The organism is Bradyrhizobium sp. CCGB01, assembly GCF_024199795.1.
Classification (GTDB): Bacteria; Pseudomonadota; Alphaproteobacteria; order Rhizobiales; family Xanthobacteraceae; genus Bradyrhizobium.
The window spans coordinates 3515935-3542259 of record NZ_JANADK010000001.1 but is presented as its reverse complement, the minus strand read 5'-3'; the positions used below and the strand labels follow the sequence as shown (position 1 = coordinate 3542259).

The 26325-nt window shown below is 67.2% G+C and carries 24 protein-coding genes and 3 riboswitches; of the genes, 4 read left to right on the top strand and 20 right to left on the bottom strand.

Annotation, left to right across the window (positions count from 1 at the left end):
- Positions 1–18 precede the first annotated feature (18 nt).
- The 4 genes from hydA to NLM25_RS16095 all read right to left on the bottom strand — a co-directional run bounded on the left by hydA (position 19) and on the right by NLM25_RS16095 (position 6104).
- Positions 19–1428, bottom strand: a complete 1410-nt coding sequence (hydA, locus tag NLM25_RS16110; protein ID WP_254137599.1) for a dihydropyrimidinase — start codon at positions 1426–1428, stop codon at positions 19–21.
- An 11-nt stretch (positions 1429–1439) separates the two neighbouring features.
- Positions 1440–2180 (bottom strand): aspartate/glutamate racemase family protein, encoded by a 741-nt coding sequence (locus NLM25_RS16105; RefSeq protein WP_254137598.1) that lies wholly within the window; start codon positions 2178–2180, stop codon positions 1440–1442.
- A gap of 120 nt (positions 2181–2300) precedes the next feature.
- On the bottom strand, positions 2301–3734 hold the full coding sequence (locus NLM25_RS16100; RefSeq protein ID WP_254137597.1) for a PepSY domain-containing protein: 1434 nt from the start codon (positions 3732–3734) through the stop codon (positions 2301–2303).
- Between the two features lie 12 nt (positions 3735–3746).
- Positions 3747–6104, bottom strand: coding sequence for a TonB-dependent receptor domain-containing protein (locus tag NLM25_RS16095; RefSeq protein WP_254137596.1), 2358 nt, complete (start codon positions 6102–6104; stop codon positions 3747–3749).
- 116 nt (positions 6105–6220) lie between these two features.
- Positions 6221–6423, bottom strand: a riboswitch (cobalamin riboswitch).
- Between the two features lie 72 nt (positions 6424–6495).
- Here NLM25_RS16095 and NLM25_RS16090 point away from each other — a divergent pair.
- Positions 6496–7068, top strand: coding sequence for a histidine phosphatase family protein (locus NLM25_RS16090; protein ID WP_254137595.1), 573 nt, complete (start codon positions 6496–6498; stop codon positions 7066–7068).
- Positions 7069–7074: 6 nt separating this feature from the next.
- Here NLM25_RS16090 and cobT read toward each other — a convergent pair whose 3' ends face one another.
- From cobT to cbiT, 8 genes are all read right to left on the bottom strand, one after another.
- Positions 7075–8127, bottom strand: coding sequence for a nicotinate-nucleotide--dimethylbenzimidazole phosphoribosyltransferase (gene cobT, locus NLM25_RS16085; RefSeq protein WP_254137594.1), 1053 nt, complete (start codon positions 8125–8127; stop codon positions 7075–7077).
- Positions 8128–8137: 10 nt separating this feature from the next.
- Positions 8138–8887: a precorrin-6A synthase (deacetylating) gene (gene cobF, locus NLM25_RS16080; RefSeq protein ID WP_254137593.1), complete on the bottom strand. Its 750-nt coding sequence runs from the start codon at positions 8885–8887 to the stop codon at positions 8138–8140.
- A 41-nt stretch (positions 8888–8928) separates the two neighbouring features.
- Complete coding sequence (locus NLM25_RS16075; RefSeq protein ID WP_254117882.1) at positions 8929–9606, bottom strand: energy-coupling factor ABC transporter permease; 678 nt, start codon at positions 9604–9606, stop codon at positions 8929–8931.
- 36 nt (positions 9607–9642) lie between these two features.
- Positions 9643–9863, bottom strand: a riboswitch (cobalamin riboswitch).
- A 45-nt stretch (positions 9864–9908) separates the two neighbouring features.
- Positions 9909–10640, bottom strand: coding sequence for a uroporphyrinogen-III C-methyltransferase (gene cobA / locus NLM25_RS16070; RefSeq protein WP_254117881.1), 732 nt, complete (start codon positions 10638–10640; stop codon positions 9909–9911).
- Positions 10637–11947 carry a cobyrinate a,c-diamide synthase gene (locus NLM25_RS16065; RefSeq protein WP_254137592.1) on the bottom strand — a complete coding sequence of 437 codons (1311 nt, stop codon included), beginning with the start codon at positions 11945–11947 and terminating at the stop codon, positions 10637–10639. The genes cobA and NLM25_RS16065 overlap by 4 nt, the downstream gene beginning before the upstream one ends.
- Positions 11947–12729 carry a precorrin-4 C(11)-methyltransferase gene (gene cobM / locus NLM25_RS16060; protein ID WP_254137591.1) on the bottom strand — a complete coding sequence of 261 codons (783 nt, stop codon included), beginning with the start codon at positions 12727–12729 and terminating at the stop codon, positions 11947–11949. The genes NLM25_RS16065 and cobM overlap by 1 nt, the downstream gene beginning before the upstream one ends.
- Positions 12726–13094 carry a cobalamin biosynthesis protein gene (locus NLM25_RS16055; RefSeq protein ID WP_254137590.1) on the bottom strand — a complete coding sequence of 123 codons (369 nt, stop codon included), beginning with the start codon at positions 13092–13094 and terminating at the stop codon, positions 12726–12728. Before NLM25_RS16055 ends, cobM begins: the two co-directional genes overlap by 4 nt.
- Complete coding sequence (gene cbiT, locus NLM25_RS16050; protein ID WP_254137589.1) at positions 13091–14272, bottom strand: precorrin-6Y C5,15-methyltransferase (decarboxylating) subunit CbiT; 1182 nt, start codon at positions 14270–14272, stop codon at positions 13091–13093. Before cbiT ends, NLM25_RS16055 begins: the two co-directional genes overlap by 4 nt.
- On the opposite strand from cbiT, the gene NLM25_RS16045 reads away from it, so the two are divergent.
- On the top strand, positions 14271–15017 hold the full coding sequence (locus tag NLM25_RS16045) for a cobalt-precorrin-6A reductase (protein WP_254137588.1): 747 nt from the start codon (positions 14271–14273) through the stop codon (positions 15015–15017). The two genes, cbiT and NLM25_RS16045, sit on opposite strands and share 2 nt — an antisense overlap.
- Here NLM25_RS16045 and cobJ read toward each other — a convergent pair.
- Genes cobJ through NLM25_RS16010 form a run of 7 tightly spaced genes read right to left on the bottom strand, consistent with a single transcriptional unit; the run spans position 14993 to position 22915 of the window.
- The gene (gene cobJ, locus NLM25_RS16040; RefSeq protein WP_254137587.1) at positions 14993–15727 is read right to left on the bottom strand and encodes a precorrin-3B C(17)-methyltransferase; all 735 of its coding nucleotides are present in this window, start codon (positions 15725–15727) and stop codon (positions 14993–14995) included. The genes NLM25_RS16045 and cobJ overlap by 25 nt on opposite strands.
- A complete protein-coding gene (locus NLM25_RS16035; protein ID WP_254117874.1) occupies positions 15724–16455 on the bottom strand; it encodes a precorrin-2 C(20)-methyltransferase in 732 nt (243 codons plus the stop codon). Before NLM25_RS16035 ends, cobJ begins: the two co-directional genes overlap by 4 nt.
- Before the next feature lie 2 nt (positions 16456–16457).
- Positions 16458–17087 carry a precorrin-8X methylmutase gene (locus NLM25_RS16030; protein WP_254137586.1) on the bottom strand — a complete coding sequence of 210 codons (630 nt, stop codon included), beginning with the start codon at positions 17085–17087 and terminating at the stop codon, positions 16458–16460.
- Positions 17087–18250, bottom strand: coding sequence for a precorrin-3B synthase (gene cobG / locus NLM25_RS16025; protein ID WP_254137585.1), 1164 nt, complete (start codon positions 18248–18250; stop codon positions 17087–17089). The genes NLM25_RS16030 and cobG overlap by 1 nt, the downstream gene beginning before the upstream one ends.
- Complete coding sequence (gene cobN, locus NLM25_RS16020) at positions 18247–21495, bottom strand: cobaltochelatase subunit CobN (RefSeq protein WP_254137584.1); 3249 nt, start codon at positions 21493–21495, stop codon at positions 18247–18249. Before cobN ends, cobG begins: the two co-directional genes overlap by 4 nt.
- On the bottom strand, positions 21495–22544 hold the full coding sequence (cobW, locus tag NLM25_RS16015) for a cobalamin biosynthesis protein CobW (protein ID WP_254137583.1): 1050 nt from the start codon (positions 22542–22544) through the stop codon (positions 21495–21497). The genes cobN and cobW overlap by 1 nt, the downstream gene beginning before the upstream one ends.
- Entirely contained in the window at positions 22541–22915 is a 375-nt protein-coding gene (locus NLM25_RS16010; RefSeq protein ID WP_254117869.1) for a DUF1636 domain-containing protein, read from the bottom strand. Before NLM25_RS16010 ends, cobW begins: the two co-directional genes overlap by 4 nt.
- A gap of 95 nt (positions 22916–23010) precedes the next feature.
- Positions 23011–23228: riboswitch (cobalamin riboswitch) on the bottom strand.
- 40 nt (positions 23229–23268) lie between these two features.
- Here NLM25_RS16010 and cobO point away from each other — a divergent pair.
- Together cobO and NLM25_RS16000 are read left to right on the top strand one after the other, a co-directional pair.
- The gene (gene cobO, locus NLM25_RS16005; protein ID WP_254137582.1) at positions 23269–23904 is read left to right on the top strand and encodes a cob(I)yrinic acid a,c-diamide adenosyltransferase; all 636 of its coding nucleotides are present in this window, start codon (positions 23269–23271) and stop codon (positions 23902–23904) included.
- Positions 23905–23915: 11 nt separating this feature from the next.
- Entirely contained in the window at positions 23916–25364 is a 1449-nt protein-coding gene (locus tag NLM25_RS16000) for a cobyric acid synthase (RefSeq protein ID WP_254137581.1), read from the top strand.
- Here the strand turns inward: NLM25_RS16000 and cobD are convergent.
- On the bottom strand, positions 25353–26318 hold the full coding sequence (cobD, locus tag NLM25_RS15995; RefSeq protein ID WP_254137580.1) for a threonine-phosphate decarboxylase CobD: 966 nt from the start codon (positions 26316–26318) through the stop codon (positions 25353–25355). The genes NLM25_RS16000 and cobD overlap by 12 nt on opposite strands.
- Positions 26319–26325: the final 7 nt, after the last annotated feature.

Below are 26325 nucleotides of genomic sequence, written 5' to 3'. Positions count from 1 at the left end.
ATCGGGTCGATGTGACGCTCACACCAGGCTCGACTTGCCGCGGCTGAGCACTTCGCCCGCACCCTTGTCGCCGACGATCTTGCCCTGCTCGTACACCACGCGGCCCCGCGCGATGGTGGTGACGGGCCAGCCGGTGACGTCAAACCCCTCCCACGGCGTGTAGTCCGCGCCGTGGTGCAGATCGGCCTGTCGGATCGTCTTCTTCAGCTTCGGGTCCCACAGCACGATGTCGGCATCGAAGCCGACGCCGATCGAGCCTTTGCGCGGATAGAGGCCATAGATCCGCGCATGGTTGGTCGCCGTCAGCTCGACGAATTTCTGCAAGCTGATGCGTCCTTTCGAGACGCCCTCCGAGAACAGGATCGGCAGCCGGGTCTCGACGCCGGGAATGCCGTTCGGCACCCAGCGGAACGAGGTGCGTGCATTCGGCGTCAGCTTGCCCTTGGGATCGTCATAGCGGAACGGGCAGTGGTCGGACGAGAAGGTCTGGAACACGCCTGACGTGATGCCCTCCCAGATCGCCTGCTGGCTCTCGGCATCGCGCGGCGGCGGCGAGCAGACATATTTGGCGCCGGTAATATCCATGTTCAGGCCCTTCATGTCGTCGGCCGTCAGGGTGATGTATTGCGGACAGGTCTCGGCGTGTACGGGCAATCCCCGCTGCTGGGCCCAGCGCACCTGCTCCATCGCCTCGCGCCCCGAGACATGCACGATCATGATGGGAACGCCGATCACCTCGGCATGGCTGATGGCGCGGTGCGTCGCCTCGCGCTCGACGGCCTGGGGCCGCGAGGTGCCATGATAATAAGGCGCGATGTGGCCGTCGCGCTCCAGCCTGGTGGTGAGGAAACGGATGGCGTCGTAGCCCTCGCAATGGACCATCACCAGCGCCTCCTCGCGGCGCGCGACCTCGAACACCTCGAGCAGCTGCTTGTCGCTGAGCACGAGGTCGTCATAGGTCATGAACACCTTGAACGAGGTGTAGCCGTCCTTGACGAGGGCCGGCAGCTCCTGCCCGAGCACCACGGCGGTCGGGTCCGAGATGATGAGATGAAAGGCGGTGTCGATGTAGCACTCGCCCTCGGCGAGCTTGCGGTAGTTCTCGACGCAGGTTCGCAGCGACGTGCCCTTCTCCTGGAGCGCGAAGGGCAGCACCATGGTGTTGCCGCCGGCCGCCGCCGCGCGCGTTGCCGAGGCAAAATCGTCGGCCATCACCACGTCAGGACCTTGAGCCTGGGAGATATGGACATGGCTGTCGATCCCGCCCGGCAGCGCCAACAGACCCGTCGCGTCGATCTCGCCGGCCGCGCCCTCGATTCTATCGGCGATGCTGACGATGCGGCCGCCGCGAATGCCGATATCGGCGCGAAACTCGTCGCTGGCCGTCACGATGGTGCCGCCGCGGATGGCGAGATCGAGTTGCGTCACATGCCTCTCCGTCACTTGATGATCGCAGATGTCTGGAAGATCCGGCCCCACCCGGCAAGGGCCCCGATGTCGCCACCGGCAAGCTCCAACGTCCGCCACAGCGTGACCGCAACCGAATCCAGTACGGTGACGTTCAATTCCTGCTCGAGCGAGGATGCGAGTGCGGCGCCGTCGAGATTGGTGCAGAGGACGACCACGGCATCCGCGCCCTCCGCCGCGACGGCGCGGATCATATCCTCGATCGCTGCAGGCGTGACCTCGCCGAAGGAAAAGTTGTCGCGCAGGCCGAGATGCCGCTCGGCATGCGGGACGATCCCCTCCTCGGCCCAGACATCGCCGATACGCCGTTGCACGTCATCCGTATAGGGTGAGACCAGGCCGACACGTCTGGCGCCGATCGCGCGGACGGCATCGATGCAGGCGAGTGTGGAAGTCGTGGCCGGGACACCGGTCCGCGCCGTGATCGCTTCGCAAAGGCTCTTGTCACGGCCGACGCCGAGCCAGCTCGCCGACGTGCCGTTCCAGGCGATGGCGTCGACCCTGGCGTCCGCCAGCAGGTCCGCTGCCAGCAGCATCACCGAGGCATCGAACTGGTTCAGCGCCGCGGCATCGAGCGAAATCTCGGTGACACGGAAGCGCGAGAAATGCGCGGTGACGCCGGCCACGCCATGCAGCATGGAATTTGTGACGGGCTCCAGCACCGAGTTGGACGACGGCGTGATCATGCCGAGCCGCTTGCGCTGAATTGACATCGATCACGATCGTCCCGTTGGCAGAGCGCACCGCTCCGCTCGTCAGACGATCATCGTCGCCTGCCATCGCCCGCGCAACCCGCAATTTGCATGCCGCATATGATTTGTCCGAGACGCAGCTCAGGCCACGAAGGTCAATCGCAGGCGCCGCCAGCCGATGACGATGCCGGTGACGGAGAATACCAGCCCGAGCAGGCAGAGCCCGACGACAAAGGCATCACGCAATCGCGGATGCGCCATGAGAACGGGAAAATCGAGCGTGTGAAGCGCGCTGTAGACCCAGCGATAAGCCCGCCGCGACGAATCCAGCCTTTGCAGCACGCTGCCGTCGGCACTGTCGACGTCGAACCAGACGTCGCCGCAGCGGGCGCGGTAGACGGGGGCACCGGGAACGACGGACTGCGCGGGATAGTCGTCATTGTCGGCGAGAATGGACGGTAAGTCGCAGCCCGCGACAAGGCGTGCCGTCAATCCCTGAACTTCGTCGGTGCTCAAAAATCGCGTTTGTCCCTCGTGGGACGCGTCCCCTGCTCCGATCAATGTCTGGGAACCGAGAGCGGACCGATCGCGGCGGTAGGCATTGCCGTTGAAGGCGAACCATTCGATCTCCCGGGCCGATGACGATATCGGCCGGCGATCAAGCCATGACGCCGCGGCCCAATCCGACGGCGCATTGACCACGCTCGCTTCGGAGGCCGTCAACTGGCCGCGCGAGAACAAGCGCCCATGGTCCATGGAAAGCCAGCCGCTGAAAATCCAGGTCAGCACGAAGACTGTTACCGCGAGGCCAGTGAGGTGATGCAGGGCATGCCAACCGCGATAAGGCGTTGGGAGGCCGCGTCCTCGCATCCTGATCCGCACGATCCCGAGCACCGCGCCCAGCAAGGCTGCAATCAAGGCCAGCAGCGACAGCGTCCAGACGACGCGGTCCCACAGCGCCCAATTGCTGCGCAGGATCGTCGGATAGATCCAGTGCAAGACGCTGCCGGCGAGGTTCCAGCCGCGCTCGCTTCGCGTGCTATCCAGGACGATCTCGCCGGTGAGCGACGAGACATAGAGCTCCGTTCCGGCGGCATCGCCGAGGGTGACGCGAAACAGCGGCCGATGACGGTCAAAGCCGTTCGGCACGCTCCATTGGTCGTAGTCCGAGAGCGCGGCGATCGATGCCCGTGCGGCGTCGAGCCCGCGTTGGCGGGCATGGCCCCGCGCGATACCGAGTACCACGTCCTCGGACATCACCGATGCGTCCCGTCCGTCCGAAGCATGGATCGCGCGGACACGCGCCCGTCCCGACACGACAAAGACCGGTCCGTCGCTTCGCTGGAACAGGCGAACGCGCGTGGCATCGTCGACCCCGCTCGCGGACACGGCATCGGCGACAGCAATCTTCGCGTCTCCGCGATCCACCGGCGCGAGTCCGGAAAACCGCTCCGCCTCCGTCAATGACGGAAACGGAACGAAGTGCATCACGATTCCCGTCGCGAACCACATCGCGAACAGCAGGCAGAACGCGATCCCGAGCCAGCGATGCAGCAGGACGATCGCGCTCATCATGTGGTCAGCGCCCTACCATTTGAACGCGGCCGAGATCTCGTAGGTGCGCGGCGCGCCCAAAAGGATCTGGTCGGGATAGAACGGATCGCCCCAGATGGCGTAGCGCTTGTCGGTGATGTTGCGCACGCGGAAGGCCAGGCGAGCCTGATCGACCGCATTGAACACCGTCTTGGGGATATCGACGAAGGCATAGACGTCGGCGACGGTATACGCCTTCATCGTCACGACGTTGGCATCGGTGTTGTAGCGGTCGCCGATATGGCGGCCGGTGATGCCGAGCTCCACCGGCCAGGGCGTGAAGAACCGGTACGACGCGCCGGCATTGGCAACGATGCGCGGCACGTTCGGCGGCGTGTTGCCGGAGAACGAGCCGCCGGCAAAGTTGTAGTCGGCGTAGCGCGCATCGACATAGGCGATGTTGGCCCACAGACGCAGCGGCTCGATCGGGCGCACGGCCGCAGCAAGCTCCACACCCTTCGACTCCTGCCGTCCCGCAATGTTGAGCGACTGGCCGCCGGCTGCTGCATAGACGTTCTTGCGCAGGATGTCGTAGGCCGAGAACGACCATTCCGCCCTGTTGTCCCAGAACAGATGCTTGACGCCGGTCTCGTAGGTCCGCGCCGTCGTCAGGTCGAGCGGCTGGGTCGGTCCCAGCAGGAAGATGTTGTTGGCGGAGATGTCGGCGCCGGTGGCGTACTGGCTGAAGAAGGTCAGGCCGGGCACGGCTTCCCAAGTGTAGCCGATGCGACCCGTCACCGGTGCCCAATCCGTTGTGAACGGGAAGCCTGCTTTCACAAGGCCGGCGGAGTCGGTCGAATTGCGGTCAAGCCCGATATGCTCGACGCGCAGGCCGCCGATCAGTGCGAAGGTGCGCGTGAGCTTCAGCCGGTCCTCGAACGACAGCGCCTCGTTATCGATGCGGGCGGTCTGCTGCTGGGTCGTGAGCAGGCCGTAGTAGCCGCGGGCGGGATCGACCAGCGAGACGGAGTCGCCGGGGAAGTTCGCGGCACCCGGCCTGACAAAGTCGAGGTAGCTTGACGACAGCGTCGTGACCAGCCGATTATCGAAGCCGGCAATATTCGTGTCCCAGGTCAGGTCGGTGATATTGCCGACCAGTCGCTGACTGTGCGCCACATAGAAGCGCTCGCGATCGACCAGGTTCGTACCGGAATTAAACGCCTCAACTTCGTTGTTGAACCACGTGCGCTCCGCACCGTAGCCATAGGCTTGGCTCTTCAGCGTCAGGTCGGGCGCGAGCTTCAGCTCGAATCCGCCGCGCAGCCACACCTCCTGCGCGACGTTGCGATTGTCGAGGACGTTGTAGTTGGTGTTGAAGGTGCGGTCGTCGATGGTGACCGCGCCGAGATTTGTTTTGTTGTAGTTCGAGATATAATTTCCGGAGACAATCCCCGTCGTCGCATGCGACCCGCTGAAGGCGATCGGCACCAGCGGCGCGCCCCAATAGGCCTTGGAGCGGTCTTCGCGATACTCGATCGCGCCCCAGACCTTGAGGCTGTCGGAGATGCGGTAGTTGAGCTGGCCCGACACATCGAACGTCTTGGTGTTGGTGTCGTCGGCAAAGCCGTTGAGCGAGGAACGGCTGATGTCGAAGCGGTAGTCGAGGCCCTGCACATTGGTGCTGCCGCCGGAGCCGTAGTGCGCACGGAAGGAGTTCAGCGAGTCCCAGGAAAAATCGGCTTCGTTGCGGACCGGTCCCGTATGCGGCGCCTTGGTGACGAAATTGATCGCGCCGCCGGCAGCACCTTCGCCCGACATCACTGAGGCCGGACCTTTCACGAATTCCACGGCTTCGAGATTGGCCGTGTCCGTGATCCGCGATGTCATATTCTGCGGACCGATCTTGATGCCATTGTAGAGCGTGTTGATCTGGCTATTGGTGAAGCCGCGCATCGAGAACGCCGCAGGCTCGGCCGGATTGTCGCCGGACGTCACGCCGACGGCGCCCTGCGCCGTCTCGGACACGGTGCGATAGCCCTGCTCGCGCATGGTTTCCGACGAGATCACTTCAACGGTTGCGGGAATTTCGTGCACGGTCAGGCCGAGCCGCGAGGCGCTTTCGGCAACCACATTGGTATTGAGCGGCGTCTGCGCCGTCGCGGCAGGCACGACAGGCTTGGACGCGGCCGCCGCGGCAGCGGACCTGCGCGTTGGCGCGCGGCGTGCGCTCTGGGCTTCGCGACCCGCTGGCTTCGCTTGCTTGCGGGGTTGGGCGGGCGACACCTCGACCGGCGGCAGGGGTTCACGGGCCTGCTGCGCCAGGGCGGCGGGCATATCAGCGGATACAAACGATGTGAGTGCAGCGGAAGCGAGCAGGAAGCGGCGCAGTCGTACAAGACGGATGGAAGACACGGTTTTGGAACCTCGGTATGACGTCAGTGGCACGTCACAGCGAACCAAGGTCCCATCTTCCGGCTTTCAGCCTTCCGATGAAGCCGAATGTCTGTACTCCCCGACCGACATCTTCGCGTGTGACCACGGCTGACGGCAGGTCTCCTGGCTCGCGGGTCAATACCTTGCGTCGCCTTCCCGGGACCGAGATACCCAGTGGCTCGTGATGCAAGATTCGCCGCTTACAGTTGCGGGGGCAGCCGCGGCATTGGGGACAAAATCCCCGCACCGCATTCCCTTTTCATCCCCTCTCGGGGAAACCGTCGCGAGCATCTAGGATTACGATGCAGACAGAGTCAATGTACAAGCTGCGGCGTTATTGCCACAGCGACCAACTTCCTTGGAGACGAGCATGGAAGGCGAGACCTTCCTCTGGCTGATACGTCATGCGCCCGTCGACGGCATCGCGGGGACCATCCACGCAGCCGACGCGCCGGCCGATCTTGGCGATCGCGCGCAACTGGAGGTCCTGCGGCAGAAGCTGCCGCAGGATGCTGCGTGCTTTGCGAGCCCGGCACGACGCACGGTTGAGACGGCGCGCGCGCTGGGACTCGAACCTGTGCAACTGACCGAATTCAGCGAGCAGGATTTTGGCGACTGGACCGGCCGGCGGCATGACGAGCTCGCCGCCACCGGTGGCGAGACCTATGCGCGGTTCTGGAGCGCGCCGGCGCATGGACGGCCGCCGGGCGGCGAAAGCTTCGAGGATCAGGTCGCGCGCGTCCGGCTGGGTCTGTCACGGATCGGAGCCGGATCAGCAACGCTCGTCGTGCACTCCGGCACGATCCGCGCCGCACTCTGCATCGCACTGGATCTGACACCACAAGCGGCCCTGCGCTTCGTGATCGACCCGCTGTCGCTGACCCGGATCGACCGGCTCGCGACCGGTTGGCGCGTCGTCTTCGTCAATCAGCGCGCGGCTTGAGCCGGATCAGGCCGGGCGATCCGGCACATTGGCCTGCGCGAAGGTCGCCATGCCGTTGTGAAGGCTGCACGCGAGCCGCACCAGCGGCAGCGCGATGGCCGCGCCCGATCCTTCGCCGAGCCTGAGATCGAGGCTGATCAGCGGCTGCACATTCAGCGCACGCAGCACCAGTCGGTGCCCCTGCTCCGCCGATTGATGCGAGGGCAGCAGGAACGGCTGGCACGACGGGTTCAGCCGCGCGGCCGCAAGCGCCGCCACCGATACGATGAAGCCGTCGATCAGCACGGGGATGCGGCGCTGCGCGGCCGCGATGATGGCACCGCAGATCGCCGCAATCTCGAGGCCGCCGACGGCGCACAGGATCTTTTCGGGTGGAGCACTTGCGATGCCATGATGCGCGATCGCGGCATCGATCACGCGCGCCTTGTGCGCGCGGCCGGCCGCGTCGACGCCGGTACCGCTGCCCGCGACCTCGTCGGCACCCATCCCGAGCAGGCTCGCCGCAATCGCCGCCGCCGTCGTGGTGTTGCCGATGCCCATCTCGCCGAAGATCAGAAGATCGGGCTGATGGGCCTCCGCGCGCGCGACGGCGCGCTGGCCGGCTTCGAAGGCGAATGCCAGCTCCGCAGCGGTGAGCGCAGCTTCCACGCTGAAATCGCGCGTGCCGCTGCGCGGCTTGTCGATAACGATTCCCGCCATCGCCTCCCGCGCCAGCGTGCCCGCGTCGACGATTTCCAGGCTGGAGCCGAGCTCACGCGCCAGCACCGAGATCGCGGCGCCGCCAGAGGCAAAGTTCGCCATCATCGCGATGGTCACTTCCTGCGGATAGGCCGACACGCCCTGCGCGACGATGCCGTGGTCGCCGGCGAAAACGATGATCGGGACGCGCGCGGCACGCGGTTCTCCGGTCGCCTGCAGGCCCGCAAGCTCGATCGCGAGCTGCTCGAGCCGGCCGAGCGCGCCGGCCGGCTTTGTCAGTTGCGCCTGCCGCGCGACCGCCGCCTCGCGATGGACCGCGGAGATCTCGGGGCACTTCTTGTAGACCCATTCGGGGAGCATGCTGCCTCGCTTACGGCCTGCGCTTGAGAATGTAGCTGTCCATGATCCAGCCGTGCCGCTCGCGCGCATCCTGTCGCGCAGCGACGATGCGCGGACCGACGTCGGCGAGTGCACCGGACATGACGATCTGATCGGGCATGCCGAGATAGGCGCCCCACCAGATGTGAAGCCCGGCTGGATCGAGCGACTGGAACGCCGTGCCGCCGTCGAGCATCACAACCACGGTATCGACACCCTGTGGCCAGCCGCCCTCGCGCAAACGGCGCCCTGTCGTGACGAGAAAAGGCTCGCCGATGTCGTTGAGCGGCAGCGCATGCGCCGCGCACAGCGCCTGAATCGAGGTGATGCCGGGCACGACCTCGATCTCAGGCAAGGGATTGAGCCGGCGCGCAATGCGCAGCGAGGAATCGTAGAGCGAGGGATCGCCCCAGATCAGCAGCGCAACCTTGCCTTCGCTTCCCAGATGATCCGCGATCGTCTGCGACCAGGCCGCCGCAACGGCATCGTGCCAGTCATCCACGCCCTTGCGGTAGTCCGCATCAGTTGCGTCGCGCACGGGAAGATCGAACTCGGCGATGCGGGTCTTGTCGTTTGCCAGCACATCCGCGCAGATCGTGCGCCTGAGATCGGCGAGATCGGACTTCGCTGTGCCCTTGCGCGGGATCAGGACGAGATCGGCCGCGTTGATGGCACCGATCGCGGCGCGCGTAAGCTGCTCGGGATCGCCGCAACCGATGCCTATCAGGGAGAGCGTGAGCATCGCGAGTATCAGGGGCGGCCCTCACGGCCGCCCCTGGTCTCTCAGGCTGCGTTGTGCAGGCGCGGTGTGACGAGGCCGGGCGCGGTGACCCCGCGCAGCGACTTCGCCAATGCCAGCACGGCGAGATCGGCGAGCGGCTCGATCACGATGACCAGCGCATAGGACGCCGCGAACGTCGCGATGCTGGCGAGGTTGCTCATGGCAAAGCCGGAGCCATAGAGTGCCCAGAACGCCACCCAGGCGATCACGCCCGCCTGGTAGGTCGTCGAAAGCGCCAGCGCCTGACGATACTTCAAGTCGACATAGGCGGTGTTGCGCGCAATGATCCGCGAGGCGATCGCCTGGATCGCAAACAGCGGCACCAAAAGTGTCGTCACGTTCATGCCATATTGCGGCAAGTCCGGCGGCTCGAAGAACACGCCCTGGAGCAGCAGGCCGAACGCGAGGCCAAAGGCCGCGGGCGCGGCGCCGAACAGCAGGAACAAGGTCGAGCCCAGGATGAAGTGCACCTCGGAGACGCCGACCGGGAAGTGCGGCAGGATCTCGAAGAAGACGAAGACGAGGCCCGTGGTGACGAGAGTGCGCGCAGCAAACGAGCCGATGCCCTGCTCGCGCACGGTCTCGACCGCCAGCTTCAAGGCAACGCCGCCTGCGGCGATGCCGGTTGCGTAACTCAATACAAGCTTGGCGCCCGTCACTACCCCGGGTTCGATATGCATGGCTCAGATCCTTCCTGCCGTCACACCCGACGGCCTTGGCCTCAAAACGTGCAGGGCCGGTCTCCTGGCTCGCGGCTCACTGGGGTTCTCCGGCCTTCCCGAGCCTTGCGGCCCAGTGGCTGATCGAAGTCCCTCACCGCTTACAGTCGCGGGGGCGGCTGGGGTTTTGGGCGCCGCAACTGGGTCCGCCCACCCCCATTCCCGATTATGCTCCGGCGCTTTGCGCCGCGTCGAGCACCATGCATCCCATGTGTGCCCCTTTCGCAAGCCGGGCGTCAAGGGGCGAAGGGCGGCCGGCGCCGTCACGACGGATAATCCCCCGCCAGCGCACCGAACAGGATCACGGCCGCCGTCGAGGCTGCGCCGCCTCGCGCAAGCCGTTCGGCCAGCTCGGTCACGGTGGTGCGGATCAGCCGCTCGTCCGGACGGCCGAGGGATTCGGCGAACAGCGCCGGGGTGTCCGCGGCGAGGCCGTGCTCGATCAATTTTGCGGCAAGCGCCGGAAAGGTGCGCCGGCCCATATAGACGACGGTCGTCGCCTCCGGATCGGCCAGCGCCGCCCAGTTGAGGTTTGGCGGCAGTTCGCCGGTGACGTCGGCCCCGGTCACGAACTGCACCCGGCGCGAGGTATGGCGCCGGGTCAGCGGAATGCCGGCTTGCGCCGCCGCAACGCAGGCGGAGGTGACGCCGGGAATGATCTCGTAGCCGATGCCGGCCTCGCGCAGCGCGTCGAGCTCCTCCTCCAGCCGCCCGAAAATGCCGGCATCGCCGGACTTCAGCCGCACGACGCGCGAGCCGGTTGCGGCATAGTCGACCAGCAAGCGGTTGACGTGGTGCTGCTTGGTCGAGGGCCGCCCTGCCCGCTTGCCCACCGCGACCAGATTGGCGCCGGGCCGGGCCAGATCGAGGATCGCGCCGGAAGCAAGATCGTCATAGAGCACGACGTCGGCATCCCGCAGCCGCGCGGCGCCCTTGAGCGTGAGAAGCTCGGGGTCGCCGGGGCCGGCCGAAATGAAAGTGACAAAACCGCTCACCGATCCTCCGCGATCAGATGGAAGAACGTGCCGGTGGCATGGTCCCGGCGCGAGCCGGTCTCGGCGATGACCGCACCCGTTGCATCGTGCACGACCGCCAGCGGCGTATCCGGCTGCGCGACGATCGTCGAATAGTGGAACTCGTGACCGCGCAGCCGCGCGCCGACCTGATGCCCCGGCATCGGGGCTGCGAGCGCAGCGAGACGATATCCCAGATGCATGCGGCGCTTGGCAAAGCTCGTCTCGAGGCCAAGCAGGCCCGTCATCTCGTGGCGAATGCCGTCGGCGTCGGTCAAAGCGGTTCCCAGCACCATATAGCCTCCGCATTCGCCGTGCACCGGCCGTGTGTCAGCGAAGGCGCGCAGGCCGCTGCGAAAGTGCGCATTGGCCGCGATTGTGCCGGCATGCAGCTCGGGATAGCCGCCGGGGAGCCAGCATACATCGGCGCTGGCATCGGGCGCTTCATCGGCAAGCGGCGAGAATGTCGAGATCTCGGCGCCGGCCGCGCGCCAGGCTTCCAGCATATGCGGATAGACGAAGGAGAAGGCTGCATCGCGGGCCAGCGCAATGCGCTGGCCGGGCGGCGTCACATTCAGACCATTTGCGGCCGGTTGCGGCGACCAGCTGGCTGCCGAACGCAGCACCGCATCGAGATCGACATGTTCGGCGACGAAGCGCGCGGCCTCGTCGATCAGCTTGCCGATCTCGGCCTGCTCCTCGGCCTGTACCAGGCCGAGATGCCGCTTCGGCAGGCTGATCTCGGCATGGCGTGGCAGCGCGCCGAACACGGCGATGCCGGCATCGTTGAGCGCGCGGCGCACCAGGTCTTCGTGGCGCTGGCTGGCGACACGGTTGAGCACGACGCCGGCAAGGCGCACACCCGCGCGATAGTCGCGAAGGCCCGCGGCAATTGCGGCGGCCGTCTGTGCCTGTCCGGAGGGGTCGATCACCAGCACCACCGGCCAGCCCAGCATCTCCGCGATATCGGCGGTCGCGCCGGTGCCGCAGACGCCGCGCGCGGCAACGCCGTCGAACAAGCCCATCGAGCCTTCGGCGAGCACGACATCGGCATCGGTGCCGCGGCTGACGAGATGCGCGATCGTCCCGCGGTCCATGGCCCAGCTATCGACATTGACGGAAGCACGTCCCGTGGCGGCAGCATGGAAGGCGGGATCGATGTAGTCGGGCCCGCTCTTGAAGCACTGCACGTTCAACCCGCGATTGCGCCAGGCGCGCGCGAGCGCCAGCGTCAGCGTCGTCTTGCCGACGCCGGAGGCAGGCGCGGAGATGACGAGCCCTGCCGGCATCACGATGCCTCCGGAAAGCGCGGCTCGGCGCCAACAGGCCGATAGCGGCGATCGTAATCGGCGGCATAGAGACGACTCTCGTCGAAATCCGTCGCGCCGAGCGTCCTGCCGACCAGGATCAGCGCGGTGCGCTCCATCTCGCCAGCAACAGCAGAATCGATCGTTGCCAGCGTGGCGCGGACGATGCGCTGCTCCGGCCAGCTCGCACGCCAGACGATCGCGACCGGACAATCCGCGCCGTAATGCGGCGTGAGCTCGGCGACGACGTTGTCGAGCAGGTGGATCGACAGATGGATTGCGAGCACCGCGCCGGTCGCGGCGAAGGCGGCGAGCTTTTCGCCTTCAGGCATCGCGCTGGCCCGGCCCGGTGTCCGTGTCAGCACCACGGATTGCGCAAGACCCGGCAGCGTCAGTTCAGTCTCCAGCGCCGCCGCTGCCGCCGAGAACGATGGAACGCCCGGCGTCACCGTATAGGGAATACCGAGCGCGCGCAGGCGGCGGAGTTGCTCGCCCATTGCCGACCAGATCGAGAGATCGCCGGAATGCAAGCGAGCAACATCCTTGCCCTCGGCGTGCGCGGCGGCGATCTCCGCCATGATCTCGTCGAGCGACAGCGGCGCGGTGTTGACGATCCGCGCACCGGGCGGGCAATGCGCCAGTACGCCCTCAGGGACCAGCGAGCCGGCATAGAGGCAGACCGGACACGCCGCGATCAGGTCGCGGCCACGCAGCGTCAGCAAGTCAGGGGCGCCCGGCCCCGCACCGATGAAGTGCACCGTCATGCACCCTCTCCTTCCGCGATCGCCGCCGTCGCGGTGCGATCCTGCGAGACCGCCCGCGTCGCAATCAATCGCGCGCGCGGGCCGGCCGCAGCGAGCGCCGCGGCTTCAGCGACCGATCCGGTACCGAATTTTTCCGCGACGAGCTTCGACTGCGTCGGCGTCTCGATGCCGGCCAGCATGTCGGCCGGGACAGCCATGACCGGCACGCCGCATTCACGCGCGAGCTGCTTCAGCGCCTCCGCATCGGCTTTCTCGCTGACAGTCGCGACCGCCGCAAGGCCTTCACTGCCACCGGCTGCCAGCAGCGCCTCACGCAGCGAAGCCAGCGTGACATCCTTTCTGAATCCGAGCCCGGCGACCTTCATCGGACCGCACTCCACTGCACCACGGGACGCGCAGCCTCCCAGGACCGGTAGCGGCCGAGCGGCCCGGCATGCGCGATCTCGACCCGCATCAGCTCGCCGCCGTGGCGCTGATGCAGCTCGCCAAGCAGCGCCTCCGTCTCCAGCGTCACTGAATGTGCAACCAGCCGGGCACCCGGCGCAAGCCGCGACCAGATCGCGTCGAACATCGCGCTATCGAGACCGCCGCCGATGAAGACGGCATCCGGCAGGTCCAGCGCAGCGAGAGCTTCGGGCGCGCTCCCCCCGATGACGGTGATCCGATGCGCCAATCCGAACGACGCTGCATTGCTGCGAATGTTCGCCGCGCGATCCTCGCGCGCCTCGATGGCGATCGCCGTCCCGCCGCACAGCGCCCACTCGATCGAAATCGAACCCGAGCCAGCGCCAATGTCCCACAGCCGCTCGCCCGAACGCGGCGCCAGCGCCGAGAGCGCGAGCGCCCGCACCGGCCGCTTGGTGATCTGGCCGTCATGGACGAAGAGATCGTCCGAAAGTCCCGAACTGCGGGGAATGCCCTGCGCGCCCTTCGCCTCAATTGCCACTGCGACCAGGTTTCCAGCGAGATCGCCGGCAAAGCGGTCCGCACGATGCTCTTTGAGGCTTTCGCGTGGGCCGCCGAGCGCGGCGAGAGTCCAGAATACCGAGGCCCCCCATCCGCGCGCGCTCAGCCATTTCGCGAGATCACCGGCGGCTTTCCCGTCGCGCAAGAGACAAATGATGCGCGCGCCATTCGCCAGATGCGGAACGAGACGCTCGAACGGCGCGGCGTGGAGACCAAGACAGGCAACAGCTTCGAGGCGCCAGCCCAGCCGCGCGGCAACAAGAGAAAACGTCGACGGGGCTGAATGGGCAACCCACTCGCCCGTGTCGAGCTTCTCGGCAAGACTTGCACCCGCGCCGTGCCAGAAGGGATCGCCGGAGGCAAGCACCGCCGTCGGCCGGCCACGGCAGCTCAGCACGACATCTGCGTCGAACGGCACCGGCCATGGGCGGCCGCGGCCGCTCACGCCGGCAAGCGCAAGATGCCGTTCACCGCCAAAGACGGTTTCGGCGTTAGCAAGCGCCTTTCGGCTTGCTTCCGACAGCCCGGCAAGGCCATCTTCGCCGATACCGATGATGGTCAGCCAGGGATCAGCCATGCCGCGCGCCCTTATTCTGGGCGGAATTGCCGATGCGAGCGTGCTCGCCGCGGAGATCGCGCGCTCGCGCATCGACGCCGTCTATTCCTATGGCGGCCGCACCCGCCTGCCTGCCGATCAGCCGCTGCCGACGCGCATCGGCGGTTTTGGCGGCGTGAGCGGGCTGACCGATTACATCCGCGGCGAAGGCATCACGCATGTGATCGACGCGACGCATCCCTTCGCGGCCGAGATGAGCCGCCACGCGGTCGAGGCCTGTGCGGACACCAAGACGCCGCTGATCGCACTGGAACGTGCGCCCTGGACCAAAGTGCCCGGAGACAACTGGATCGAGGTCGCGGATGTCGACGCCGCAGCCGCCGCGCTTCCCGAGGCGCCGGCAAAAGTGTTCCTCGCCATCGGCCGCCAGCACATCGCGCCGTTCGCGACCAAGCCGCAGCACGCCTACACGCTGCGTTTCGTCGATCCGCCCGAAGCAGCGCTGCCCTTCCCGGCTGACGTGATCGTATCGCGCGGGCCATTCATGCTCGACGGCGAGCTCGAGATGATGCGCGCGCGCGGCATCGCGTGGATCGTCGCCCGCAACTCCGGCGGCGACGGCGCGCGCGCCAAGATCGACGCGGCCCGCAGGCTCGGCCTGCCCGTGATCATGATCGCGCGGCCAAGACTGCCCGAACGGATGCGGGTCGAGAGCGTGGCCGAGATCATGCAGTGGCTCGGTCATCGCACCTGCCTCGGCGCATAGACCCAGCGGCCGACGCGGCGCGTCTGGGAGTTACCGACGATCACCAGCGTGCGCATGTCGGCCATCTCGGGCGTCGCTTCGTTCAGCGTGACCGTCTCGATCTTCTCGTCGGCGGTGCTGATCGCGCGCGCGAAAATCACGAGGCGATCACCGCAGCCTGCCTCTTTCAACACGGCAAGTGTGCGGCCAAAGCCCTCCGGCCGGCTCGCCGAACGCGGATTGTACATCGCAATCGAAAAATCGGCTTCCGCGGCAAGCCGCAGCCGCTTCTCGATCACCGCCCACGGCTTGAGATTGTCGGAGAGATTGATCGCGCAGAAATCATGCCCGAGCGGCGCGCCGGCGCGCGCGGCAGCCGCCAGCATCGCGGTGATGCCGGGCAGCACGCGGATCGGCAGCTCCTGCCATTGCGGCGTCTGCTCCAGCGCCTCGAACACGGCGGACGCCATCGCGAAGACACCGGGATCGCCGGAGGAAACGACGACGACCTGCCCGCCCTCGGCCGCGAGCCGCAGGGCCTCACTCGCGCGTTGCAGCTCCTCGCGATTGTCGGATGGGTGCAGGGTGAGCCCCGCTCGCGGCGGCACGCGCGCGACATAGGGCGCGTAGCCCAGAATGTCGGTGGCGGAGGCAAGCGCGGCGGAGACCTCGGGCGTCACCAGCGCATCGCTGCCCGGCCCGAGGCCTGCGATGGTCAGCGAGCCCATCATTCGCCCGCGTCCAGATGCCGGCCCTTGCCGTGCACGAGCACGATCGCGAAGTAAGGACAATCGGCGGCATCGATCTCGGCGAGCCGCACCACGCGCTCGCCCGGCATCGTGCCGCGCTCGACCAGCCAGGCGTCGTCGAGCCGGCCGGCGGCCGCGAGCGCGCGGCGAACCTTTGCGAGATTGCGCCCGGTCTTCATGATGACGAGCGCATCGGAATCACGCATGCGCCGTTCGAGCTCGTCTTCAGCGAGCGTGCCCATCAGCACCGTCGTCACGTCGTCGCCGAGCGCGATCGGCCGGCCGACGCCGTTCCAGCAGCCGACCATGCCGGGAATGCCCGCGATCACCTCGATCTCGACGCGCCCTTGCAGGCGCGTGTGCAGATGCATGAAGGAGCCGTAGAAATAGGGATCGCCCTCGCAGAGCACGACGACGTCGACCGCGCGCGAAAGCCGCGCCAGCCGCTCCGCCCATTCGTCGTAGAAGCCGGCCAGCAACTGGACGTATTCCGCGCTGTCGAAGGCGAGCTCCGTCGTGACCGGATATTCCATCGGGTATTCGGTGACGTCGGCACCCAGCATGCCCTCGACGATGCGCCGCGCCTGGCCGGGCCGCCCCTTCTTGCGGAAATAGGCGACGTGCTTCGCGCCGCGCACGGTGCGATCCGCGCGCACGCTCATCAAGTCGGGATCGCCGGGGCCGAGACCGCAGCAGATGATGCGTCCCATGGCTACTCGCTCCGGCTCGCCAGCGCGTTCACGGCGGCGACCGTGATCGCGGAGCCGCCGAGGCGGCCCTCGACCGTCAGCGCCGGCACAGGCGGATTGGCCATCAGCGCCGCCTTGGATTCCGCCGCGCCGACGAAGCCGACGGGGCAGCCGATGATCGCCGCGGGCCGCGGGCAGTTCTGGTCTTCCAGCATGTTGAGCAGGTGAAACAGCGCGGTCGGTGCATTGCCGATCGCGACGATCGCGCCATCGAGATGCGGCCGCCACAGCTCCAGCGCCGCGGCGGAGCGCGTGTTGCGCATGGACTTCGCCAGCGCGGGCACGGTCTCGTCGCCGAGCGTGCAGATCACGGCATTGGCCGCCGGCAATCTCGCGCGCGTAATTCCTTCGGAGACCATGCGCGCGTCGCACAGGATCGGCGCGCCCTTCTGCAAAGCCGCGCGCGCGGCGGTCGCCATGCCACGCGTGAAGCGGATATGCGCCTCCAGGCCGACCATGCCGGCGGCATGGATCATCCGCACCACCACCGGCTCCTCGTCCGGCGAAAAGCGCGCAAGATCCGCCTCAGTCCGGATGGTCGCGAAGGATTGGCGGTAGATCGCCGCGCCATCGGTCTCGTAGGTGTGCGGCATCAGTGCCCTCCGACCAGGATGGAGGGATCGCTGACGATGTCGGCGCCGTTCAATCCGCGCAAAACCGGTTCGTCGCGCGTCGAGCCCTCGCGGACGAGATCGAATCCGGCACTGGTCGCAACCAGCGTCACCGCGGACGCGCCGGAACGCGCGCAGCCCTTGGCGCAGCCGGAGACGTGAAGCCGCGTGTCCAGCGCGATACGCGGTGCAAGGGCGGCTGCCAGCGCGCGCGTGTCGGCATGCGCCTCGCGGCAACGCGGCGCACCGCTGCAGGCGATGACGCGCAGTGCCGGATCGTAGGGCTCGGTGATGAGGCCCGTCCCGCTCGGCATCTCGCGCTTGCCTTCGCTCAGCACCATCCGCCATGGCGTGATGCGCAACGCATGGCCGCAGCCGGAGAATTGATGGAGCGTGGTGTGCAGCATCTGCCCGAACGCGACGCCGACCATGGCGCCTTGCGGATAATGCCCGGGCCGTGACGCCGCCATCACGGGCGCGGGCTCGGTGTCGCCGTTCAATGGCCCAGGCAATGCCGCGCCGGCCGCGACATGGGCCGCCATGCGCCCTCGCCCGCCCTTCGCGCCGCCTGATGAGATGAACCAGTGCGCGAGCGCCAGCGCCGTGCTCACCGCCTGTCCGCGCGCGACGGAGCGGCCGAGCCTTGCACCATCGGCCCGCACCAGGAGCCGGCCGCCGTGATCGCGCTCGATGCGCACATCGGCGGAATCGCCAGCGAGCACACGCGAAGTTCCGTCATCGATGGCGAATCCGAACTTTGTGGGAAGGTCGAGCGCGCTGTCGGCAAGTGCCTCTTCAAGCTCCGCGGCGAGCGCCTGCGTCTCGTCGCCAACATTCCAGAATGGTGTCACCAGGATGTTGCGGCGGGCCTCGACGTCCGTGTCGGGGTCGAGCAATTGCAGCCGTGCAAGGCCCTCGAGCAGCGGCCGATGGCCCTGTTCGCTCACGCCCCTGATCTGGAGGTTGGCGCGGCTCGTCACATCGATCAGACCATTGCCATAGCGTTCGGCGAGCTCGGCAAGCCCGGCGACCTGCGCGGCTTCGAGCCGCCCACCGAAGGGGCGTACGCGGACCACGAGCCCGTCGCCCGATTGCATCGGGCGCAGCGCGCCGGGACACCAGCCCTTGACCGCGGAAGCGCTCATGACGCCTCCCTCAGCGCAGCCGCGATCGAATTGCGGCGCGTTTGCCAGAGTGAGGCCTCATGCAGGCGCGTGAAGCAGGTCTCCATGGCAGCGAGCGCCGCCGGATTTTCGCGGGCCATGAAGGCGCGGACGTCGTCGTTGCCGAGCGTCGCGTCATAGTAGAGATCGAACAGATGCGGCGGCACGGCACCCGCCAGATGCGCGAAGGCAGCCATGTGTTCCAGCGTCGCGGTGATCTCGGCGGCGCCGCGAAAACCGTGGCGCATCATGCCGGCGATCCAGGCCGGATTGGCCGCTCGTGCCCGGACGACGCGGGAGATTTCTTCGGTCAGCGTGCGCGCGTGCGGCTGCTCGGGGCGCGTCGTATCGAGATGATAGAGCGATGGGCCCGCCGCGCCGAGATGTGCCGCAGCCGCCGCGATACCGGCTTCGTGCGCGGCGTAGTCGGCGGCGAGCAGCAGATCGGTTTCCGGCAAATCCTGCACGTGAACGAAAGCATCGGCGGCTGCGAGCCGCGTCTCGATGCCGGCGCGATCCGGCTGCATCGCGCCATCGGCGGAAAAAGCCCAGGACGATGCCGACAGCCACGCTTCGCCGGCCGCGTCGCGCGTCTCGGGCGTGAAGGCATCCGGGATCGCGGAGAGGCCGACGCCATATTGTCCGGGACGCGGTGCGAACACGCGGGAGGTACGATGGCGATAGGGATTCTCCTCGCCCTCGTCCTCGCGAGCTGCAAGCGCCTCGGCGGCAGCCTCGAACAATTGCGCAAGGCCCGCGAAGACGTCGCGGAACAGGCCCGACACGCGCAGCGTCACGTCGATGCGGGGACGGCCCAGTTCGGCCGGCGCGATGATGTCGTAGCCGGTGACGCGGCCGGAGGCGTGATCCCAGCGCGGCGCGAGACCGGCCAGATGCAGCGCCATCGCAAACTCCTCGCCCGCGGTGCGCATCGTCGCCGAGCCCCAGAGATCGACCACGAGGCCCTTCGGCCAGTCGCCATGATCCTGAAGGTGCCGGCGCAGCAGCTCTTCCGCGAGCTTGATCCCCTGCGCGTGCGCCGACGGCGTCGGCACTGCGCGCGGATCGACGGCAAAGAGATTGCGCCCGGTCGGCAGCACGTCCTGGCGCCCGCGATAGGGCGAGCCCGACGGTCCCGGTGCGACGCGCATTCCCGCAAGCGCCGCACGGAGCGCATCGCGCTCTGCCTCGCCGCAGGCGCCGCGGCCGAACACGTGCAGGCCATCGCCGAACTGGCTTTCCTTGAGATCGCAGACGAAGCGATCGATCCGCGGAATCGCTTCCGCCGGCGCGGCCGATGCGTCGAGGCCGAGATCGTCCTCGAGGCCCGCGGTGCGCGCCTCGTCGCGGATCGCGGCGATCAGGCGCTGGCGGCGGGCAGGATCGAGCCCGTCGGCGGTCGAATATTCGTCGAGCAGACGCTCGAGCCGGCGCAGGCCTTCCGGCACCGCGGATTGCTCGAGGGGCGGCGGCAGATGGCCGATCGTCACGGCACCCAGACGCCGTTTGGCCTGCGCGGCCTCGCCGGGATCGTTGACGATGAAGGGATAGACGACGGGCAGATCGCCGATCAGTGCTTCCGGCCAGCAGCGAGACGACAGCGCCACCGATTTTCCGGGCAGCCATTCCAGCGTGCCGTGCGCCCCCATGTGCACGACGGCATCACAGCCCTGCTGCCTGAGCCAGAGATAGAACGCGACATAGGCATGGCGCGGCGTGCGGGCGAGATCGTGATAGTCGGCATCGCGGGTGGTCGCATCGCCGCGCTCCGGCTGAACCGCGATGATCGATTGGCCGCAAGCGATAGCCGCGAAATGGAATGCGCCGTCACGACAACCCGGGTCGGTCTCGGGCGCACCCCAGGCTTGCGCAAGATCATCCTGCAGGACTTGCGGAAGGCGCGCGAGCGCCGCTCGGTAATCGGCGATGCTCCAGGTTAATTTCTGCTCGAGCAGCGTCTCGCCGAGGACATGAACCGGCGCGACGTCAAAGCCGGTCGCCGCAAGGTCAGCCAACAACGCCTCGACGGACGCCAGCGCATCGAGCCCCACCGCATGCGCGATCTGATGCGGACGGCCCGGATAGTTCGAGAGCACGATCGCCACGCGCTTCTCAGCGGTCGTTTTCTCCGCGAGGCGACGCCAGGCCGCAACCCGCGCGGCGACGGCCGTCACACGCTCTTCGTCCGGCCTGTGCGCCAGATGCGAAAATTGCAGATCGGGATCACGCGTCGCGGCGGATTTGAAACTCACCACGCCCGTGAACACCCGGCCGTCGACCTCGGGCAGCACCACATGCATGGCGAGGTCGCCCGGCGACAGGCCGCGCAGCGACTCCGCCCAGTCCTCGCGCCGCGCCGTGGAGAGCGCGACCTGGAACACCGGACAGGATGCGGCATCGAACGGCGTCGTGCCGTCGTCGCCTACGGCAGAGAACGCCGTCGCATTCACGATCGCGGCCGGAGGATTCTTGGCGAAATAGGCTCGCAGCCAATCCGCGACACCCGCTGCCTTCAGCGAGGCGGCGAACACGCCGTACGCATCAAACCCCTTTTCGCGTAGCGCAGCGATCAGGGCATCGACCGGGCCGGTGTCCGCCGCGGTGAGATAAGAGCGATAGAAGGTCACGAGCGCGAGCGGCTTCCCCTCGCTCGCTGTCGGTGCCGCAATCACTCCCCGCGCGGGATCGTAAAATCCCATCTCGGGCACGGTCATCTCGCCGACGACCGGCCCGGCATAGAGCCCCGAGGCCAGCGCAAGCTGCGCGATCGCCGCTTGCGCCGCGACCGGCCCACCGGTGTCGCAGAGCACCTTGAGCCGCCGCAGCGTTGAGACCGGCAGCGTCGAGTACGCATCGAGCCGCGGATCATCGCGGCCATCGGCCGGCAGCACGGCCAGCACGATGTTGCGATCCCTAGCGAGCTGTTGCAGGGCAGCTAACCCATACGGCCAGTAGGACTCGCCGCCGATCAGGCGCACCAGAATGCCGCGCGCCTGCGACAGCGTGCGCTCGACATAGGTGTCGACCGACAGCGGATGACGCAGCTCCGCGAGATTGGCGAGCCGCAGTGACGGCAGGCTGCTCTGGCCGCGCCGCCAGCCGGCCGCGAACGCGGCGAGATCGGAATCCGAATACGAGAGCACCACGAGATCGGCCGGGTCCTGGCCGATGTCCCTTGGCGTCGCGGTCTCCTCGAGACCGCGGCTCTCGCGGAAGACGACGTGCATCAGATGCCAGATCCTGAAAGACCAAGTCCTGACCTAATCGCGGCCTCGTCGATATCGCCGTGCTCGCCGATCACGACGAGCTTTGACTGCCTGCTGCCTGCGCCCCAGGGCTTGTCGAACTGGTGACGCACGCGCTCGCCGACGGCTTGCAGCAGCAGACGCATCGGCTTGCCCGCGACCGCGATATAGCCCTTGGCACGCAGCACGTTCTGCTCGCGCGCCAGGCGCTGGACCGAAGCGACCAGCGTGTCGATGTCATTAACCTCCGGAAGATCGATCACGACGGATGCGAAATCATCATGCTCGTGATCTTCCTCGCCGTCATGATGCGAGGGGCGCGCGGCGAGATCGTTCTCGGCGGCAGCGCCGAGGCCGAGGATGACGCGCGCATCGATCGCACCGTCCGTGACGGGGAGCATCGGCACGCGGCGCGGCATCTCGGCGGTGATCGCGGCCTTGGCTGCTTCGATGCCTGCGCTGCCGGCGAGATCGGCCTTGGTCAGCAGCACGATGTCCGCGCAGGCGATCTGGTCCTCGAACACTTCCGACAGCGGCGTCTCGTGATCCAGACTCTCGTCCGCCGCGCGCTGCGCTTCGACAGCAATCGGGTCCGGCGCAAACCGGCCGGCGGCAACGGCTTCCGCATCGGCGAGCGCGATCACGCCATCGACCGTGATGCGCGAACGGATCTCCGGCCAGTCGAACGCCTTCAACAACGGTTTTGGCAGCGCCAGGCCCGAGGTCTCGATCAGGATGTGATCGGGCCGCACCGGGCGCGCCAGCAGCTTTTCCATGGTCGGGATGAAATCGTCGGCGACGGTGCAGCAGATGCAGCCATTGGCGAGCTCGACGATGTTCTCTTCCGGGCAGTTCGCATCGGCGCAGGATTTCAGGATCTCGCCGTCGACGCCCTCGCTGCCGAACTCGTTGACGAGCACGGCGAGCTTCTTGCCGTCAGGGTTTGCGAGCAGATGCTGGATCAGCGTCGTCTTGCCGGAGCCGAGAAAACCCGTGACCACCGTCACCGGGACTTTTGCGAGCGAGTTCATTCAGCGGCCTCCGGCACGACGGCAATGGGGGGAATGCGGGCAAGCGATTGCTTGCGGAATATTTCCGGGCGGCTGCGCCAGGGCACGAGACCGTCAGGCGCGGCCGCATAGGCCGCGGCGCCGGCGACCACGTCGCGCGCGTTCGCGTCCGACAGACGGCCATAGACATAGGACCAGCGGCCGGGCGCGCTGAGCGCGACCGAGCACCCCTGGCTGCATGCCGACAGGCATTCAACGGGAACCACATTGACACCGTCGGGCACGCCGGCGTCGAGGATCGCACCATGCAGGCGCTTGCCGGGCGTCGCCTCGCCCTCGCCAGGCGTCTCGCCGGCACGGCAGGTGATACAGACGTGAAGTGTGACGGTCATCGCCTCTTCCAGGATAAACATCGGGAGGCGATGAGGCACACGGACCGTTCTCTTGAAGGCCCGTTTCCCCGTCGCGGAACACCCCGTCCGCCGGTCCAAAACTCGTCCGCGCTGGCAGGTCTCCCGGCTTGCGGAGCAGGGTTTTCCCCTTCGATCCCCGCCTTCCCGATCCCTGGGGATCAGTGGCTTCGGGCATCTCTCCGGTCACGGTCGCGGGGGCGGCTGCATTTTGAACCCAAATCTGCCGATTCGGACCCTATCGCATTCCCTCTTCGCCTGTCATAGGACAGGAACCAACGCCGGGCCACCATTTGCCCCCGGCCGCCTCTTGTCAAGCCGAAGGACCGGGACCGATGACGCCTGAACCGGATACCCAAACAGCTGAGGAAACCGACGCCCGCCACGCCGCGAAAATGGCGAAGAAGAAGGCCGCCCGCGACAAGATCATGGCGACCAAGAGCGGCGAAAAGGGCCTCGTCATCGTCCATACCGGCGCCGGCAAGGGCAAGTCCTCCTCCGCCTTCGGCATGATCGTCCGTTGCGTCGCCCATGGCTTCCCCTGCGCCGTCGTGCAGTTCATCAAGGGCGCATGGGATACCGGCGAGCGGCGCCTGCTCACCGGCCATTTCGGCGACCTCTGCCAGTTCCACGCCATGGGCGAAGGCTTCACCTGGGAGACGCAGGACCGCACCCGCGACATCGCCGCCGCGCGTGCCGGCTGGGAGAAAGCCAAGGAGCTGATCCTCGATTCCAGCCTGCGCATGGTCGTGCTCGACGAGATCAACATCGCGCTGCGCTACGACTATCTCGACATCGCCGAAGTGGTCGAGTTCCTGACGACGCAGAAGCCGCCGATGACCCATGTCGTGCTCACCGGGCGCAACGCCAAGGACGAGCTGATCGAGATCGCCGACCTCGTCACCGAGATGACGCTGGTCAAGCATCCGTTCCGCTCCGGCATCAAGGCCCAAGCCGGCGTCGAGTTCTGAAGATACTCCCGATGGCGCGTGCGCTGATGATCCAGGGAGCCGGCTCGGACGTGGGCAAGTCGCTCATCGTCGCCGGTCTCGCGCGCGCTTTCACGCGGCGCGGCCTGCGCGTGCTCCCGTTCAAGCCGCAGAACATGTCGAACAACGCGGCCGTCACCGTCGATGGCGGCGAGATCGGCCGCGCCCAGGCGTTGCAGGCCCTCGCCGCCGGCGTCGAGCCGCACACCGACATGAACCCGGTGCTGCTGAAGCCCGAGACCGATGTCGGCGCGCAAGTGATCGTCCACGGAAAGCGCATCGCGACCGCGCGGGCGCGCGAATACGCGGCGATGAAGCCGTCGCTGATGGGCGCCGTGCTTGAGAGCTTCGAGCGGCTGAAGACGCGCGCAGATCTGGTGCTGGTCGAGGGCGCCGGCAGTCCGGCCGAGGTGAATTTGCGCAAGGCCGACATCGCCAATATGGGCTTTGCGCGCAAGGCCGACGTGCCGGTGGTGCTGGTCGGCGACATCGATCGCGGCGGCGTCATCGCCCAGCTCGTCGGCATCAAGACGGTGATCGACCCCGATGATGCCGCCATGATCCAGGGCTTTGTCATCAACAAGTTCCGCGGCGATCCCACGCTGTTCGACGACGGCTACAGGTTGATCGAGCAGAAGACTGCTTGGCGCGGCCTTGGCGTGCTGCCCTGGTTCGCGCGCGCCGGCGAGCTGCCGGCCGAGGATGCGCTGGGCCTCAGCGATGCGCGCAAGCCGGGCCAATGCAAGATCGCCTGCCTCGCGCTGTCGCGGATCGCCAATTTCGACGACCTCGATCCGCTCAAGCTCGAGGCGAACGTCGATCTCGTGATGGTGCGTCCGGGCGACGCGATTCCCGGCGACGTCCGCCTCGTCATCATTCCCGGCTCGAAATCCACCCGCGGCGATCTCGCCTTCTTGCGCGCTCAGGGCTGGGACATCGATCTGCTTGCACATCACCGCAGGGGCGGCCATGTGCTCGGCCTCTGCGGCGGCTATCAGATGCTCGGACGCAGCGTTGCGGACCCGGATGGAATCGAAGGCCCCGCAGGCGACACACCGGGCCTCGGACTTCTGGACGTGGAAACGGTGATGAGCCCGCAGAAGACGCTGACGCGTGTTGCGGCCGTACATGCCGCGACGGATCAGCCGATCGACGCCTACGAAATCCACATCGGCCGCACTGACGGGCCGGATCGCGCCCGCCCGTTCGCGACGCTGGATGGCGAGCCGGAAGGCGCGATATCAAGTGATGGCCGCGTGCAGGGCAGCTATCTGCACGGCCTCTTCACATCGGATGACTTCCGCAGGGCGTTTTTGGCCAGGCTCGATATTCCCGCGGGCAACGAGCCGTATCATGCGAGGGTCGAAAGCGCGCTCGACGCCCTCGCCGACCACATCGAAAAGCATCTCGATGTCGAAGGCCTGCTCGCGCTAGCGCGCTAGGACCTCGGCAAGGCGCGACCATTCGGCCTCGCTGCCGGGAAGTCCGAGGCGCAGCCATGTCGGGTTCCGCGCGAAGACGCGCGACCAGATCTGGCCGCGCGCGAGTTTCTCCTGCGCGGCAAGCGCGTCGCGCGTCTCATAGAGACGAAACAACGACGTGCCGCCAACCAGCGCCCAGCCTTGTTCTCGTGCCATCTCGTCGAGGCGAACACAGTCACGCGCAAGCCGAGCTGATGTGGCCGCCGCCCAGGCATCGTCGCGCAACGCGCGGCTGCCGATCGCGATCGCTGCGCCCGAGACCGGCCATGGCCCCGAGGCCGCCGCGAGCTTCGCGACGTCGGCCGCATTGCCAAGTGCAAAGCCCAGCCGCAGGCCGGCAAGGCCAAAGAATTTTCCAAACGAGCGCAGGATCAGCAACCCCTGCCGATCCGCCTGTGATGCAAGCGAAAGCTGCGGTACCGCATCGGCAAAGCTCTCGTCGACGACGAGACGGCCGACGCGCGGAAGCAATGCGAGCAAATCGCTCGGAGCAAGACACCGGCCATCGGGATTGTTGGGATTGACGACGATGGCGAGGTCCGCGCCGGCCATCGCGTCGAGCTCGCTGACCTCCTGGACATCCCAGCCCGCGGCCGACAACACCCCGGCATACTCGTTGTAGGTCGGAGCCAAGATGCTCGCGCGGCCCCGCGGTGCCAGCTGCGGCAACAATTGAATGGCGGCCTGAGCGCCGCCAAGCGCGACGATCGGCGCGCTCGTGCGATAGGCATGCCGCGCGGCCTGATGCAATGCGTCGATCTCGGCGCGCGACGGCAGCGCGCTCCATGCGCGCGCGCTCACCTCGCCCACGGGATAAGCTAGCCGGTTGATCCCGGTCGACAGGTCGATCCAGTCCTCCGCGCGCCCGCCAAAACGCTGCTGGGCCAGATCGAGATTTCCACCGTGCTCGCGCATGCTCCGT

Bases quoted from the DNA above. Each gene is read 5' to 3' on its own strand.
- NLM25_RS16105 (WP_254137598.1), bottom strand. From the start codon at position 2,180: ATGTCAATTCAGCGCAAGCGGCTCGGCATGATCACGCCGTCGTCCAAC.
- NLM25_RS16100 (WP_254137597.1), bottom strand. From the start codon at position 3,734: ATGATGAGCGCGATCGTCCTGCTGCATCGCTGGCTCGGGATCGCGTTC.
- NLM25_RS16090 (WP_254137595.1), top strand. From the start codon at position 6,496: ATGGAAGGCGAGACCTTCCTCTGGCTGATACGTCATGCGCCCGTCGAC.
- cobT (WP_254137594.1), bottom strand. From the start codon at position 8,127: ATGCTCCCCGAATGGGTCTACAAGAAGTGCCCCGAGATCTCCGCGGTC.
- cobF (WP_254137593.1), bottom strand. From the start codon at position 8,887: ATGCTCACGCTCTCCCTGATAGGCATCGGTTGCGGCGATCCCGAGCAG.
- NLM25_RS16075 (WP_254117882.1), bottom strand. From the start codon at position 9,606: ATGCATATCGAACCCGGGGTAGTGACGGGCGCCAAGCTTGTATTGAGT.
- NLM25_RS16065 (WP_254137592.1), bottom strand. From the start codon at position 11,947: ATGCCGGCAGGGCTCGTCATCTCCGCGCCTGCCTCCGGCGTCGGCAAG.
- cobM (WP_254137591.1), bottom strand. From the start codon at position 12,729: ATGACGGTGCACTTCATCGGTGCGGGGCCGGGCGCCCCTGACTTGCTG.
- NLM25_RS16055 (WP_254137590.1), bottom strand. From the start codon at position 13,094: ATGAAGGTCGCCGGGCTCGGATTCAGAAAGGATGTCACGCTGGCTTCG.
- NLM25_RS16045 (WP_254137588.1), top strand. From the start codon at position 14,271: ATGCCGCGCGCCCTTATTCTGGGCGGAATTGCCGATGCGAGCGTGCTC.
- cbiT (WP_254137589.1), bottom strand. From the start codon at position 14,272: ATGGCTGATCCCTGGCTGACCATCATCGGTATCGGCGAAGATGGCCTT.
- cobJ (WP_254137587.1), bottom strand. From the start codon at position 15,727: ATGATGGGCTCGCTGACCATCGCAGGCCTCGGGCCGGGCAGCGATGCG.
- NLM25_RS16035 (WP_254117874.1), bottom strand. From the start codon at position 16,455: ATGGGACGCATCATCTGCTGCGGTCTCGGCCCCGGCGATCCCGACTTG.
- NLM25_RS16030 (WP_254137586.1), bottom strand. From the start codon at position 17,087: ATGCCGCACACCTACGAGACCGATGGCGCGGCGATCTACCGCCAATCC.
- cobG (WP_254137585.1), bottom strand. From the start codon at position 18,250: ATGAGCGCTTCCGCGGTCAAGGGCTGGTGTCCCGGCGCGCTGCGCCCG.
- cobN (WP_254137584.1), bottom strand. From the start codon at position 21,495: ATGCACGTCGTCTTCCGCGAGAGCCGCGGTCTCGAGGAGACCGCGACG.
- cobW (WP_254137583.1), bottom strand. From the start codon at position 22,544: ATGAACTCGCTCGCAAAAGTCCCGGTGACGGTGGTCACGGGTTTTCTC.
- NLM25_RS16010 (WP_254117869.1), bottom strand. From the start codon at position 22,915: ATGACCGTCACACTTCACGTCTGTATCACCTGCCGTGCCGGCGAGACG.
- cobO (WP_254137582.1), top strand. From the start codon at position 23,269: ATGACGCCTGAACCGGATACCCAAACAGCTGAGGAAACCGACGCCCGC.
- NLM25_RS16000 (WP_254137581.1), top strand. From the start codon at position 23,916: ATGGCGCGTGCGCTGATGATCCAGGGAGCCGGCTCGGACGTGGGCAAG.
- cobD (WP_254137580.1), bottom strand. From the start codon at position 26,318: ATGCGCGAGCACGGTGGAAATCTCGATCTGGCCCAGCAGCGTTTTGGC.